12 protein-coding genes are annotated in these 15,064 nt (G+C 44.1%); 7 read left to right on the plus strand and 5 right to left on the minus strand.

The window, feature by feature from the left end; all coding sequences use genetic code 11:
* The first annotated feature begins 101 nt into the window (after nt 1-101).
* The 4 genes from V7R55_RS18540 to V7R55_RS18555 all read left to right on the plus strand — a co-directional run bounded on the left by V7R55_RS18540 (nt 102) and on the right by V7R55_RS18555 (nt 5,196).
* Nucleotides 102-2,408, plus strand: coding sequence for a TonB-dependent receptor (locus tag V7R55_RS18540; protein ID WP_334060771.1), 2,307 nt, complete (start codon nt 102-104; stop codon nt 2,406-2,408).
* Nucleotides 2,409-2,480: 72 nt separating this feature from the next.
* Entirely contained in the window at nt 2,481-3,161 is a 681-nt protein-coding gene (locus V7R55_RS18545; RefSeq protein WP_334060773.1) for a Fe2+-dependent dioxygenase, read from the plus strand.
* Nucleotides 3,162-3,328: 167 nt separating this feature from the next.
* The gene (locus tag V7R55_RS18550) at nt 3,329-3,985 is read left to right on the plus strand and encodes a methylamine utilization protein (RefSeq protein WP_334060775.1); all 657 of its coding nucleotides are present in this window, start codon (nt 3,329-3,331) and stop codon (nt 3,983-3,985) included.
* On the plus strand, nt 3,985-5,196 hold the full coding sequence (locus tag V7R55_RS18555; protein WP_334060777.1) for a hypothetical protein: 1,212 nt from the start codon (nt 3,985-3,987) through the stop codon (nt 5,194-5,196). Before V7R55_RS18550 ends, V7R55_RS18555 begins: the two co-directional genes overlap by 1 nt.
* Nucleotides 5,197-5,233: 37 nt before the next feature.
* On the opposite strand, the gene V7R55_RS18560 is transcribed toward V7R55_RS18555, so the two are convergent.
* The 4 genes from V7R55_RS18560 to V7R55_RS18575 all read right to left on the minus strand — a co-directional run bounded on the left by V7R55_RS18560 (nt 5,234) and on the right by V7R55_RS18575 (nt 10,844).
* A complete protein-coding gene (locus V7R55_RS18560) occupies nt 5,234-6,433 on the minus strand; it encodes an energy transducer TonB (RefSeq protein ID WP_334060779.1) in 1,200 nt (399 codons plus the stop codon).
* Nucleotides 6,434-6,478: 45 nt separating this feature from the next.
* Complete coding sequence (locus tag V7R55_RS18565; RefSeq protein ID WP_334060781.1) at nt 6,479-7,561, minus strand: CNNM domain-containing protein; 1,083 nt, start codon at nt 7,559-7,561, stop codon at nt 6,479-6,481.
* 148 nt (nt 7,562-7,709) lie between these two features.
* Entirely contained in the window at nt 7,710-8,888 is a 1,179-nt protein-coding gene (locus tag V7R55_RS18570) for an SO_0444 family Cu/Zn efflux transporter (protein WP_334060783.1), read from the minus strand.
* Between the two features lie 270 nt (nt 8,889-9,158).
* Entirely contained in the window at nt 9,159-10,844 is a 1,686-nt protein-coding gene (locus V7R55_RS18575; protein WP_334060785.1) for a carbon starvation CstA family protein, read from the minus strand.
* A gap of 315 nt (nt 10,845-11,159) precedes the next feature.
* Here V7R55_RS18575 and V7R55_RS18580 point away from each other — a divergent pair, with 315 nt between their 5' ends.
* Entirely contained in the window at nt 11,160-11,678 is a 519-nt protein-coding gene (locus V7R55_RS18580) for a hypothetical protein (protein ID WP_334060786.1), read from the plus strand.
* Between the two features lie 70 nt (nt 11,679-11,748).
* Here V7R55_RS18580 and V7R55_RS18585 read toward each other — a convergent pair whose 3' ends face one another.
* Complete coding sequence (locus tag V7R55_RS18585) at nt 11,749-12,789, minus strand: alpha/beta hydrolase (protein WP_334060788.1); 1,041 nt, start codon at nt 12,787-12,789, stop codon at nt 11,749-11,751.
* Nucleotides 12,790-13,082: 293 nt separating this feature from the next.
* On the opposite strand from V7R55_RS18585, the gene V7R55_RS18590 reads away from it, so the two are divergent.
* On the plus strand, nt 13,083-13,970 hold the full coding sequence (locus V7R55_RS18590) for a TraB/GumN family protein (protein WP_334060789.1): 888 nt from the start codon (nt 13,083-13,085) through the stop codon (nt 13,968-13,970).
* 170 nt (nt 13,971-14,140) lie between these two features.
* Nucleotides 14,141-14,611, plus strand: coding sequence for a prepilin-type N-terminal cleavage/methylation domain-containing protein (locus tag V7R55_RS18595; RefSeq protein ID WP_334060790.1), 471 nt, complete (start codon nt 14,141-14,143; stop codon nt 14,609-14,611).
* The last annotated feature ends 453 nt before the right edge of the window (nt 14,612-15,064 follow it).

A 15,064-nucleotide genomic window follows, 5' to 3' on the forward strand; every position in this document is an offset into this window, starting at 1 on the left:
TCCCTTTAGAAATATAAATGAGAATGTTTATCATTTATATTTACATTAATTCGTATATCTCATAGACTTCGTCCTCCTTACACACACTCAAGGGAAATAGGATGAAAAACACTAAACTAACTATGGGCGCACAAACTATTGCCGCGGCACTGGCATTTGGTAGTGGCGCAGTAATGGCTCAAGAAGAAGTAGAAACGTGTGGCGACGCGACTTCAGCAGAATGTGAAGCCGTATCTGATGAAGCAATTGAACTGATTAAAATTCACGGCGTACAGCAATCTATCTACCGCTACAATAAGTCAGGTGACCCTCGTCGATTAGCAGACCTTGTTGATACACCACAAACCATTAGCGTTCTTACTCAAGACCAAATTCAAGAAAGCGGAAGAACAGATCTTAGAGATATACTGCAGGCGCAAGCTGGCGTTACTTTAGGTACGGGTGAGAATGGTAATGCTTTTGGTGACCGCTATATTATTCGTGGCCACGAAGCGCGTAGCGATGTTTTCGTTGATGGTCTTCGCGACCCAGGTATGACAACTCGTGAAAGCTTCGCTACCGAGCGCGTTGAAATTACAAAAGGTCCAAGCTCTACCTTTGCTGGTCGTGGCTCTTCAGGTGGTGCGGTTAACTCTATCACCAAAAAAGCGTCTACCGCTTACAACTTCGGCCGTGTTGATGCCGCAGTTGGCACCGATGAGCACACGCGTTTAACCGTTGATTTGAACAAAACCTTAACTGAAACCAGCGCACTACGCTTAAACGGGCTTTATTCATCAGAAGATAAGCCTGGGCGCGAAGGTATTGAACGCGATCGTGAAGGGGTTCAGCTTTCTTATGTCAATCAACCTACCGATCGCTTGTCATTTACTGGGGATATTTATTACCTAAACGCTGAAGACATTCCTGACTTAGGTAGCTATTACGATCGTGAGGCTGGCTACCCGCTTGAAGATATCCCTGTGTACGCTCAAGATGAAGACTTCCAAAACTCAGAAGTGACCACATTCACCTTGCGTACTGAGTATGACATTAGCGATAACGTGCGTTTTTACAACGCAACCCGTGTAGGTAAAACGGAAAACGAATACATTACAACGGGTATGCGAGGCACTAACCGTGACGCGACAGACCCTACTGCTCCAGGTGCTTACACCCTATCGCTAAGCAACCACCAAGGTTGGCAGGAAGTTGACTACGTAACTACACAGTTTAACCTTTTCTGGGATACGGCTTTTGCAGGTATTGATCACCGTTTCGTGTTCGGTTTTGAATACACCGACGAGTCTGTAGACAACGGCGTGTTCAATATGGATTACACCAATCCATCAAACTGTTTAACCAGCGGCCGCCGCGGTGTATCTGAAAGCTATTGCTTGTTAGATGGCAGTGGCAATGAAGTTGAAAACATCAGTGGATTAATGGGCAAAGCCTTCACACGTGGTGATGCAGATGCGCTGTTTGATATTGAAACCTACTCACTCTATGTTATGGACACCTTTGAACTAACCGATGACCTTAACGTTTTCGCCGGTCTTCGTGTAGATAGCTACGATTACACCAATGCAACGTCAGGACGCAGTGGTGATCAGCTTTATGCTTTCGAGGATGAACTGTACAACGGTCATTTAGGCTTAGTTTACGACGTAACTGAAAACGGTAACATCTACGCTTCGTATAGCACGGCAACCAACATAAACGGTGGTGAATCAGATCTTGGTGCTAACTGTGGTTATGGCGGTATTTGTGGTACGCCAGAGCAAGCGTCTCAAGCTGACCCTGAGCAAGTAGAAAATATTGAGCTTGGTACTAAGTGGTCACTGTTTGACGAAAAACTTGTAGCAAATGCAGCGCTATTCCGCATCACTAAGAGCGATGTACACGAGAGTGTAGGTGATGCTTACTCAACGCTTGGTACATTAAACACCGGTGAAAACCGCGTAGAAGGTATTGAGTTTGGCTTAAGCGGTGATATTACCGATAAGCTTAGCATTCAGGCGTCTGCTGCATTTATGGATTCTGAAATTCTTGAGTCATACAGCGAAGATAACATCGGCCTTGCGCTAAGTAACTTCGCAGACGAAAGCTTCTACATTCAAATGCGCTATCAGCCTAATGAGAAGTTTGCCTTTGGTGGAGACTACAGCTATCAGTCAGAAATGTATGGTGGTCAACCAGATACTGCAGCTGGCTATAGCGCTGAAACCGGTGAGTACTCTATCGTAGTTCCTGATTATCAAGTAGTTAATCTATTCGCCAACTACTATCACTCAGAGTCACTAACTTTCCGTGTTAACATTGGAAACTTGTTTGACGAAGAATACTGGACGGCAGCCTACCGTTCTGGCGCCTTCATGTATATCGGTGATGGTCGCAACATTACAGGTACCGTTAGCTACGAATTTTAATGCTAGCATGACCTAGGCAGGCAACTGCCTAGGTCTTTTTATATTAAAAACACTCTTAAAAGCGTTGAAAACATGATTATTATTGATGACTTATTGACGAAAAACGAAGTTGCTCAGTTTCGTCAGCAGCTGACTGATGTGCCTTTTGTTGATGGCAAAAATACGGCAATGGGAATGGCTGCAGGTGTCAAAAATAACGGTCAGGCGGATGCCCAAGATTCGCGTGTTCAACAGCTTGCTAACCTCTTGTTGAGTAAGTTAGGTAACCACCCTAAAGTTATCTCCGCGGCCCTGCCCCAACGTATATTTCCACCTTGCTTTAATCGCTATAGTGAGTCACAAACCTACGGCTATCACGTAGATGCTGCCATCATGCGTATCCCTAACACACCCGATGTTTTACGCAGCGATATGTCGATGACGATTTTTCTCACTGAGAAAGCCGAGTACGAAGGCGGTGAGCTTGTTATACAAACAGGATTTGGCGAGCAGAAAGTTAAATGCGATGCGGGAAGCGCTATTCTCTACCCCTCTTCAAGCCTTCACAAAGTTACACCTGTAACCAAAGGTGAACGTATTGCCGCTATCACCTGGCTGCAAAGTATGGTGAGCGACCAACAAATGCGTGAAACCCTTTTCCAGCTTGACCAAAGTATTCAGTCGCTAGTTAACGCCGGCACCGCAGAGCGAGAACAGCTTGATGGACTTCATCATGTTTACCATAATTTGGTAAGAAAGTTCTCTCAGGTTTAACCGCTGTCAAACACAAGCACTAGCGCGAAAGTTTTCTTAAAAGCGAAATAAAGTCGAAGTCAATAAGGTCTCATACTAAAGGTGTAACGCAGTTGTATATTACTGGGTTTATTCTATGGGTTAGTCAAATGACGTCTTCTTTGAATGCTTTGTTCCGTGGTACTTGAATGAAATACAAAACAGTTTTTAGCGCCCTTCTTCTTATGGCTTGTTCAAGTATGGCATTAGGACAAGATGAGCAAACCGCAACGTTTTCTATAACGCTGAATGATAGCGATGGCGTCCCCGTCGATAACGGCGTGTTTCTTTTTGAGCCTCAGTTCGAGGTAGAGGCGCATCAGATGCCGCACCAAGAATCAGCCATCATGAATCAAATAGATAAACAGTTTGAACCTCACGTACTTGTGGTAAAAGCTGGTACTGAAGTGACTTTCCCTAATGCGGATAACTTGTTTCATCATGTCTATTCTTTTTCTCCCACCAAGCAATTCGAACTAAAACTTTATAAAGAATTTACTGCAGAGCCTTTACGTTTTGAAAACGCAGGTATTGTAGATATTGGCTGTAATATTCACGATTGGATGCTGGGCTACATTGTTGTCTCGGACTCTCCTTATTTTGATAAAACTAATAATGAGGGTGAGTCTTCAATTTCACTTCCTCAGGGTGAATACACAGTCCGTTTTTGGCATCCGCAAGTGGATGGTGAAAAATCGCTCCCTCCACGGTCTATTTCTGTGACTGCCGATACTCAAGTAACATGGACGCTTGATACAAACATAATTAGGGATGACGGATTCGATTCTGGTTTCGGCGACTATTGATGCGGTTTGTCACTCAACCATTAGCCCTACTGTCGTTTGTTTTTTCTATAACAAGCTACGCTGAAACAGACTTTATATTACGAGGAACGTGGGCGCTAAAAGAAAACACGCAAAGCTTTCAAGACTTTGGTCAAAACCACCAGCGCTTCGACGGTGATGGGTTACACCTATCTCAAGCAATTATTTCCACCAATCAGCGTTTGTCTAATAGCTGGACTCTGTCAGGCGTGTTAAACGCCTACAGCGATGGTGAAGAACGGCTCAACTTTTCTCAGCTATACCTGAAATATCGGCCGCTCAGTGCTTCCACCATAAAGCCAGAGGTAAAAGTCGGTGCATTTTACCCGGCTATTTCAGCTGAAAATACTGATATTGCCTGGCTATCACCTCACTTCCTCACTAACTCAGCTATAAACAGCTGGATCGGTGAAGAACTCAGAACCGGTGGCGTTGAATTTAGCGTTAGACAAAATGGCAGACAAGTTCGAAGCAACTGGTCATGGAAAGTATTGGCCAGCTTATTTAAAGGAAACGACACCACAGGTACGCTGCTTTCTTGGCGTGGCTTTGCACTTCACGATAGACAATCGCTTTACAACGATAGAGTGAACTTTCTGCCTATACCGGGCGTTATCGATGAAGATAGGTTGGGTGCGCCTGCATGGACCGAACCTTTTAGAGAAATAGACAACCGCTTCGGCTACTATTTGGGTACGCATGTGGCGTACAAGCGGAGCGCTGAAATACGCTACTACTATTACGATAATAATGCAGATGCGAATATAGTCCAGTCTGACCGCATCTACGCATGGCATACACGCTTTCACTCTCTGACACTTCGCTACATGTATAGCCCTGAATTTACGCTATTTTCTCAGTTGCTGGCAGGCGACACCCAAATGGGTAAGCGTATTGTAGACAACGATTTTAAAAGTGGCTTTGTTGCTGCTGTATACCGTATGACTCCATACACGGTTGCCGCACGTGCTGACTGGTATCAAGTGAATGATAATGACAATTACGCGCTAGACCCCAATGGCAGCACGGGGCGGGCGTTTACCATCAGCGCGGGGCGTAATATTAGCGATAACTTCTCAATAACCGCCGAGTGGCAAATAAACTCGGGCACTCAGCAAAACCTTCGCTTTTTTCAAGACAGCGAGTTTTTTGCTGAGCACTTGTTCCAGTTGGCACTTACGGCCACTTACTAATTAAGCGACTTATCTATTTCTGAATGCTCGGCATCTGTTACTGTGGCACACCAGCGACTTCAATTAAATCGAATGTGGTGGCATCGTCACCTTTTACCATAACCTGACATTGCCCCCAAGTTTGCGGAATATGCCAAACATGAGCCTCGGCCACCGTGAACTTTTCTCGGTGGGAGTCACAGCGAACTTCTACAGTATCAAGTTCACCCTGTATGTTATTAAAAGCAAATTTGTTTCTTACCAGTGTGTGGAACCAACGTCCGTTTTCTCCCATGCTCGCGGGTACCTCAAGGTTTTTCTCAGACGCAATAGATGTTTCAATCCGATTTACGATGGCAGCAACTTCCTCAATACGCGGTTGTTGCTCATGCATTTCTTGAAGTTTGCTGTACGACTTTAAGGCTTCTGCGTAATAGCCGCGCTGTGCATCCAGAAGTATTTTTCTTTGAAGCACGTAAGCTACGTAGTCATCGTCAAAGACCGCATTGTTAAAGCGTTTTTGCCCATTGCTAGAAAGTAATCGTGATAAGCTTTTCGCTTCCCTTTCAATGTCGCCTTGTGCTCCTGCAATCTGTGACTCCAAGCTGAGCAACCAAGTATTCTCGTAACGATTTAGCGTATCCCAACTTGATAGCTCTTTGAAAGCTTCGTCTGCCGCTTCAACATTACCCGCTTTAAATATCTCATCTACGTTTTTATACGCTTTGATAAACTTCCGGGTGGCGCCAGTTTTCCCGCCCATGGAGAAATCCATTTGAACAGCTTGGTGACATTGCTGAGTTGGTTCACCGTCTTTTATTGCTGGGTCATACTGCCATTTTTTAACGGCTGATAGGGCACTGCGTTTGAAAGAAGAGCTTCCGAAAAAATCCTCTACCACAGGATCTTTCACTCTACCTTCTTCATCAATAACGTAGCTCAGCCTAACCCAACCTTCACGGCCTTTTCTCGCCGCTAGAGATGGGTAAATAGGGTCAACGCGCTCTAACGGGGTTGCAGGTTTGAATGCACTTATCCGCGTAACTTCATTGGCTTTCGCCTCAGCTAGGGCTTTCTCTTCAGCTTCATCGCAGGGAATGCTTAATTCTTGCGCCGCTGCCCCAGTGGTATAAACAGAAGTAAGTAACACGGATAAAGCTAATGCCAGCGTCTTTTGCTTAGCTCTTTGCCCGTGTAATTCTTGGTGTATTTTTCGAGCCTTATTCCATTTCTCTGTTTTCGATGTTGTATTAACCATCACGATCATCCTTAATAACGTTTCAGCCTACTGCTGGAATATAGATTATTTTTTTCTCGATGAGTTTTCAAGTGAGGCATCAGGAACATTTTTGATCATCATCTGCTCTTTGCGCTTTGTCATCATTCTAGCCAGTCTGCGCATGCTAACTGTTGTATCCTTTTCGTCCACTATATCGACGCCCAATAAGCGTTCCAGCAAATCTTCTAAAGTCAAAACGCCTTCTAAGCCACCATACTCATCTACTACCAGCAACATGTGTACATGCTTATTGATAAAGTGCTCAAAAGTAACCGATAAAGGCATGGTGTTTAATACTGTGACCATGTCCTTGGCATACTCAGAAAGCGGCTTGTCGGTGTTTCCTCTCGCCTGCGCGACTAACAAGTCAGAGCGCATAACATAGCCGGTAATATTCTCAGAATCACTCTCTTCAAACACAGGTATACGTGAAAACTCAATATTGGCGTGCTTATGGAAAAACGCCTCTACCGTCATCGACTCTGATACTTTAAACAGCGCTGTGCGATGAGTAATTGCATCTTTTACTTTAAGTTCGTGCAGACTCAATAAGCTTTGCAAAAACGCCGCTTCATGATTAGCTAACTGCCCTTCCTGGCCTGACAGTTCAGCCATAGCGTGAAGTTCACTGCGGCTCAGTCCGCGAAGTGGGCTGTCTTCCTTGAATCCCTTAGTCATGAGTTCAGACATTTTTACGAACGGCAGAAGTACGATTGAAAGGTATTTAAGAAAGTATGCCGTTACAGGGGCAAGTGTTCGCCAATAGGTAGCACCAAGTGTTTTTGGAATAATTTCTGAAAAAATAAGAATAAGCAGAGTAAGGACTGCTGAAATAATACCTAAATAGGCATCACCGAATACGGCCGCCGCTTGCGCACCTGCGCCTGCAGCCCCCATAGTATGGGCAATCGTGTTAAGGGTTAAGATAGCAGATAGCGGTGTATTAATGTTGTCGGTTTGCTTACGAAGCAATGCACCGCTGGCTTTGCCATCTTTTTCCAATACTGAAATATACGCAGACGAAACACTCAGAATGACAGCCTCGGCAATGGAGCACAAAAATGAGAAGCCCAGTGCAATGAAGACGTACACAATAAGTAAAAGCATGTAATTATTCCAAGCGTCCCTGTAGGTTAAAACGCGTTTTAATTTAAAGAAGTTGAGCGACTATTATGGATAATAGAGCGGGAGATACAAGCGCTCTGTAAATATCATTTGAGCGCTTAAGTAAGGAAAAGCAATCGCAGAGTTACAGTTAACCACAGCATGCCGAATGCTGCTCGTGGTTGTCGCGATAGTGCTGCAGCTTTTTCACGCCCAACCTCACCATTAGTCCAGCCAACAAGATTGCACATAATCCGTAGATTATCTGAACACCTGCGCCGTGCTCATGAACATGGCTCGTGGTTTTTATCATTGAAGATAATGAAAACGAGGACACTAAGTAGTTTAGTGCGTAACCAAAACCAATACTTGCAGAAATAACGCTGAACAAATACAGCGCAAGAGTTCGAACACCCATTTCTTGTTTTATCATGCCCATGGTTGACACGTTAGTGGCAGGCCCTGCCATTAAAAATACTAGCACAGCACCTGGCGATAGCCCGGCAGCCAGAAAGCCAACCGCTAGCGGTGTAGACGCGGTGGCGCATATATACATAGGAATACCTATAAGTGCCATAACAAGCATGGCGACTACACCATCTCCCCATTGTGTAAGAAAGTCGGTAGGCACCCAGGTTTTAATGGCAGCGGCGAGGGCTAAACCAATAAGTAGCCACACCACAATATCTTCGAGCAGCTTGCCACTTGCATAAGATAATACCTTAGCCACCTGAGATGGCTTGCGCGGTAGATTATCACCATGCTGATGTGCAGAGCCGCTGTCACAGCATTGCGTCTTGTCCTCTGGTTTCTTCGCAGCTTCTGATTTCTTTGCAACCTCTTGCTCTGTCTTGGCGCTGCAACACGATGAAGCGGCTGAAGCAGCTACAGGTTCTCTCTGCACTGTTAATTCGTTGCGCTCTGCAAAAAAACGTACCATCAGACCTGCGTAGATTGCACTTATCACAGCTGCAATAGGCCTCACGATAGCATACAAAGGTCCCAACAAAGCGTAAGAAACTGACACACTATCTACACCCGTCTCCGGTGTAGACACTAAAAAAGATATCGTTGAAGACTTAGAAGCACCGCTTCGGCGCAAACCGAGCGCGGCAGGAATAACGCCACATGAACAAAGTGGCAAAGGCGCGCCGATAATAGCAGCTTTGCTAATAGAGCCAAATGATGCGCTACCCATATGCTTTTCAAGAAAAGAGACAGGCACTAGCTCATGCATCACTCCTGCGACCAGTAAACCCAGCAGCAGCCATGGCGCTGATTCCATGAACAACGCTAGAAAATTTTGCCCTAGTAAAATAATATCTAACACATAGCCTCTCTTGTAACCCTGTCATTAACTGCTTTATTCGCAGATATGCACTACTCGCAGACAAAGTCACGTAGTTCTTAGACGTTATAAATAGTAACAGATATAAAGTATGACAGAAAATCAACAAAACTGATTAGGTCAATTGAAGAGGCATAAAAATGGCCAGTACAAATGTACTGGCCGAATGTTGACTATCTCGAGAGTGTGCTTTTTACGCTCAGAGGCCAACCATGAAAAATCGAATCCGTGCTCATTTAACGAATGAGCCGCTTATTCTTGTGTGGCTTTGTGTTGCGACTCCTTTTTAAGCTTAGACACCACAGAGAAAGCCTCTAGCATTACGAGCACTGAAACCACCAGCACTACTGCGTCTAAAAAGACCAGCAAATAATTTCCTTCTACGTAGTACTCTTTAAGCTTTATCAGGCCAGCAAAAAAAGCCATGATCAATACAAATACCATAGGTATTAGCGTATACCTTGCAGGACGCCCCAGCTTGATCAACATAACCGATATAACTAACAAAGTAAGACTAGCTAAGATTTGGTTAGTCGAACCAAATAATGGCCATATGATCATACCGCCACTACCTGACGCTCCGCCTGCACCAAATGCAAGTAGTAAACAGCAGCCAACCGCCACAAGGGTCGCTATGACGCCGTTTTTCAATGCACCGATAGAATAAATATCGCCCCACTCTTGTATGATGTAGCGTTGTAAGCGCACGCCAGAATCCATCGTGGTTCCGGCGAACAATACAACCATTACCGCAAGAATTGTTGAAGAGAAATCTACTGGTAGACCCCAGCCTTGCTGAATAAGGTTCGCACCGCCAGTAATAAACGCGCCAACGCTACCAGCGCCTAAGTGGCTATAGACTTCGTGCCATTCTTCAGGTGAAGCAGCAAACGCGACGCCACTTACTGCGACTATGGTAATAAGCGCAAGTGAACCTTCACCAATTGCACCTAAGTAACCTACAAAGCGCGCGTCTGTCTCTTTGTCGAGTTGCTTAGAGCTTGTACCCGATGACACTATGCCGTGGAAGCCAGAAACCGCACCACACGCAATAGTAACGAACAGCAATGGAATGAGACTTGGTGAATCTACCGCAGTTTGCGTGTTAAATGCTGGCGCTGTGATATCAGGCATAGCAAAGAAGACAGCACCGTAAAGCAAGAATAAACCAACAAGCAACTGCATACCGTTAATGAAGTCACGTGGCTGTAGCAACATCCAAACCGGTAGCAGTGATGCAATGGCAGCATAAACAAAAAGAATAATTATCCAATTCGCTTTATCGGCCAATCCAAACATGGTTTCTGGCAAGCTCAGTGGAATATAGCTGCCCGCATATACCGAGGCGTAAAGCACAATGATGCCGACAAGACACAAAGGAATAAGACTAAAGTTACGCTTTAACAGCTGTCCGATAATGAGTGCAACAGCAATTGCCATCCATGCAGGAAAAACCGCGTTAGGCTGAGAAACAAAAGAGTTTGCGATAACCACGCCGAAGACAGCATTAACCATCAAGAGTACAAGGAAGATCACTATCATGAAGAGAGAGCGAGAACGTTTACCGATGACACTCTCAGAAAGTGCGCCCATAGATTTCCCTTTATGACGAGCACTCGCCCACAAGGCTCCCATATCGTGCACACCAGCAAACAGAATCGTGCCGAATACAACCCACAGAACAGCGGGAACCCAGCCCCAGTAAACGGCAATTGCGGGACCTACTATCGGTGCAGCACCGGCTACCGAGGTAAAATGGTGACCCCATAACACTACCTTGTTGGTAGGAACAAAATCGACACCATCTTGCATGGTATGGGCCGGGGTTACAAAGCTATCATCCAACTTGAATATGCGGCTCGCAATAAACTTCGAATATACGAACCAACCGAGCAACATTCCAATGATGCCCAGTATCACTATGGCAATAGACTGCATCTTATTATCCTAATATTGTTTTTATAAGGCCTTTAAAATTTTAACGTGTATTAAAGATTAAAAGACCCTAGTCTGTCTTTTAACATTAAACCATTTGTCGCCATGGTTTAACGCTATTGTAAGACTAAAGTCTAATTCGGACGTAGTTTTTTCCGACTCTTCATACCACTTGGCGTTTATTGACCATGCGAAGCCTGTGCAAAAGAAAGAAATAATGCCGTTAATCTCTAATTTTCTAGCAAACAATAAGACAGCACTTTAAATAAGATGCATTCTCGTTTATAAATACGCCTCTTTTTATTAGCAGGCAAAACAATGGCATCACCTAAATTCCACATGGCTTTTCGTAAATATCACCGCTGGCTTGGATTTTTTCTCGCGGGCATTATGGGCGTATATGCTATAAGTGGCATTCTTTTAATATTTCGCCCTACCGATATTTTGAAGTATGAGCAAACCCACACTAAGCAACTTGAGGCGAACTTAACAAAAGAAGAACTGCTGCCCTTGCTAAAGATGAGAGGGAGTAAAGTGACAAGCGAAAACGCAGATGAAATTGTGCTTAATGTAGGAAACTACAATAAAGCTACGGGCGAAGCGACTGTCACGAAGAAAGACTACCCAATCGTTTTGTCTAAAATGGTGAAGCTTCACAAAGCGACCAATAACAGCCCTCTATTTTGGCTTAACATAAGCTTTGGCATAGGCTTGCTGTTTTTTGTGATTTCCGCGTTTTTGATGTTTGTTCCCAAACTACCCATGTACAAAAACGGACTTAAAATTGCTGGTATCGGAGCCATTGTTACCGTGTTAACCGTAATTTTCGGTTCGTAATTTTTGCTTAGATAGGTCTGTGTTATTGTGCTCTTAGTATGCATACTAAATTGTATGCGTACTAGGCCAATTAAATCGTAGAAAGGAAAAAAGATTTCATCGACCTATAGGTGGTTTCCGACTCTGGCGTTTTATAAAAAATCAAATATTCGGCATGAGATAGTCCTTCAAAAATCTCTATCTGCGTAACCCCGCCACTATCGCGTATTGCACGACTTACTCTTACCGTGTCGCTTAAAAACATATCTCGCGTCCCTGTTACCAATAAAGTTGGTGGGAATGCTTCAAATGCTCCGTAAAGTGGCGATATAGCCGGGTCTGTTAGTGCTTTTTTGCCAGCATACAGTTTGGCGGATGCTTCAAGCATCCCATCGTAGGTCACCAACACTTCGTCTATATTCTCGTTTGTATAGAGACTGTCACCGGTTTTAGTAAGGTCGGCCCAAGGCGTACCTGCATACACCCCTTTGGGTAAAGGACTTTTACTGCTGATAAGAGACTGGACTAGTGAAAGCACCAAACCACCGCCTGCCGATGTCCCTCCTACAAATATATTTCCTTCACCAGCTTGGTCAAGTAGAGCATTGTAAACTGCAACTACGTCATTCAGTGCTGCGGGAAAAGGAAACGTTGGTGGCATCCTGTAGTCGACACTGTATACCACAATGCCCAACCTTTCTGCGACAAGCAGCCCTTCTTCTATGCTAGGCAGACCTCCAAAAAGGACGAACGCCCCACCATGAATATCAAGATAAACCATGTCTTTAAATTCAGGGGTAATGGTTTTAGGTGTCAACTTGCGCACTACCACATCATTTAAATTAATAAGCTCAACATCCACGTTAAACTCTTTCTTCATCTTTTTGATTTTTTTCTTTTGCTCGCTATTTCTAGCGTGAACATAGTTTCTCCACGCTTCATTGGTACAAGGCGTACTCGCTATTACTTCTTCTTTAGTAAAGTGGGGAAATGTTGAAATGCTCGCTATCAACGCCTCACTGGCTGCTTGGGGTAAGGGGGGCTTATTATTGTGCATAGGGCTTATAGTAGCTAATGTAGTAGGAATAAATAAGAATGTAATCACGTACATCAGTAGGTATATAATTTTCATAATGAATAAACGCCTGACGTAAACAAATAGCTTACTATTAGAGTTAAGGTACATTAAATGTAAAGCTTAGTATCACAAGCGGCCTCAATTGTTAGCATTAACCTAGATGTAGAAGCGTCTTTTCTAGGTTGCTTGAAAAACTGTGCTAAGTACAAGTTATATCTAGATTGCACTTTACTATGCTAACTTTTAATTTACTCACTACCGTTGAAATAATTACGACTTTTTAAAAGCGAAAGGATACTAGATCGCACGCTTTTACTGAAAATAAGTACATAACCTTAAGGATGAAGATGAAAAGCTTTTCTATACACAAATTACTGTTCTCATTAGGGCTCGCTGTATCTACAGTAACAACTGCTATTGCCGACGATGATAGCCAAACGTCAGTTTGGAAAGTGTCGAAAGGCAATGATGCGGTTTATGTGGGTGGTACGATACATATTCTGCCAATCTCTGAATTTCCGTTGCCCGCTACGTTCACTGAAACCTATGAAAAAAGTGACACATTAGTTTTTGAAGTAAAAATGCCAGATCCCACGGATATAGAAGGCCAACAGAAAATGATGGCAGGGCTCGCCTATGCGGAAGGCAAGTCACTTAAAGATGATGTATCAGAAGAAACCTATCAAGCCCTTAATGCTTATTTAGCTAACTTCGGCGCTACTGCTGATCAGTTAGCTCGATTTAAGCCAGGTATGGTTGCATCAATGCTAGTCGCCATGGAAGCACAACGCTCTCAAATGGCCGGGCAAGGAGTAGATGCCTATTTCATGCAATTAGCTGCTCGCGATGGAAAAGGCAGTGAATATTTGGAATCGTTAGATTTTCAAATCAGTATGCTAGCAAATATGGGAGCCGGTGAAGAAGATCGCCTTATTTCTGAAACGTTAGAAACCTTACCAGAGCTAAAAGACATGCTACAAAGCACTATTAAGGCATGGAGAAACGGAGACACTGAACAAATTGATGAATTGGTAGTAGACACATTCAAACGTGAATCTCCAGCTTCGTACGACGATGTTTTTACTAAGCGTAATCGAAACTGGCTACCTCAAATCGAAGCCATGTTTGGCGATGAAGACCAAGAATTTGTTTTAGTTGGTGCAGGCCACCTAGTTGGCGATGACAGTGTTATCGCGCTATTAGAGGCGAAAGGCTACAAAATCGAGCAAATGTAGGCCAGTATAAGCCTATAACCATTATAATTAAGCTAGGTATTATCCTAGCTTTTTTATACCTAATCTCCCTCTAAATAGACCTTATCTTAAGTCTATTTTAAAATGCTTTTTCAATGATATACACTTAACTTACACACTTAACGAGTTAGGGCAAGATAGGTCTATAAGGTATGCAGGGTAAAACGAAAGGCTTCACTCTCATTGAGTTAATTATAGTGATTGTTGTTATCGGTATACTTGCTGTCACCGCTGCGCCTAAACTTTTAAATATTCAAAAAGACGCGCAGGCAGGCGTACTCGAGGGCTTAAAGTCAGCTTTAGTCGCTTCTTCAGATATTGTCTATGCAAAATCACTCCTTGAGGGTGTTGAAGGCCGCGCTGATACCACCCTATCTTCAGGTATTCGCGTACGCTATGGCTATCCTTACGCAACACAAACGAATTTAAAGCTTGTAGCAGACTTCACCGAAGACGATTGGAAATTAACAGGCTCGGCCCCTGAAGTTATCTTCACTCTAGAAAGGCAAACTAGCGGCTTTAGCAATGAAGAAATTGAAGAAGACGACGTATGTAAGCTTACCTATCGTCATCCCAATCAAGGTGAGAAGCCTACTATAACCGTCAATAACTGTAATGCATAACACAACCTTCGCGCAGTAATAGCAGAAACTTCTCGCGCTTTCACACTCTCTTCTAGAAGCTTTCATATCACGCAGACTAACGGGCGTGAGTTTATGCCCTTGAACCCCTCCACCGCATAGATGCAGTATCGAAGCTTTTTCATAAAAGGAAGGATAGATTTGCGGCGAGCTCACTCCTCTTTCCAAAGCTTTCTGTTATGCAGATTGCGAAGGGAGTGCAGCCCCAGGCGAAAACTGATCGTAGCAGGGACGTGGTGTCGGAGCTCTAACATAAAAGCTGGGATGGGTTTACGGCGTATTTCTCCCCTCCTCTTCAAACTTTTTGCTATGCATCAAAAGGGAGTGAGTGTATGCCCTCTGAAACCCTACACCGCAGGGATGCGGTGTCGGAGCCCCCATGGATGGGTTTACGGCGTGTTTCGGAGGGCATACACTCACTCCCTTTCCGAATCG

The sequence above is a fragment of the Alteromonas sp. S005 genome, assembly GCF_036864475.1.
GTDB lineage: Bacteria > Pseudomonadota > Gammaproteobacteria > Enterobacterales > Alteromonadaceae > Alteromonas.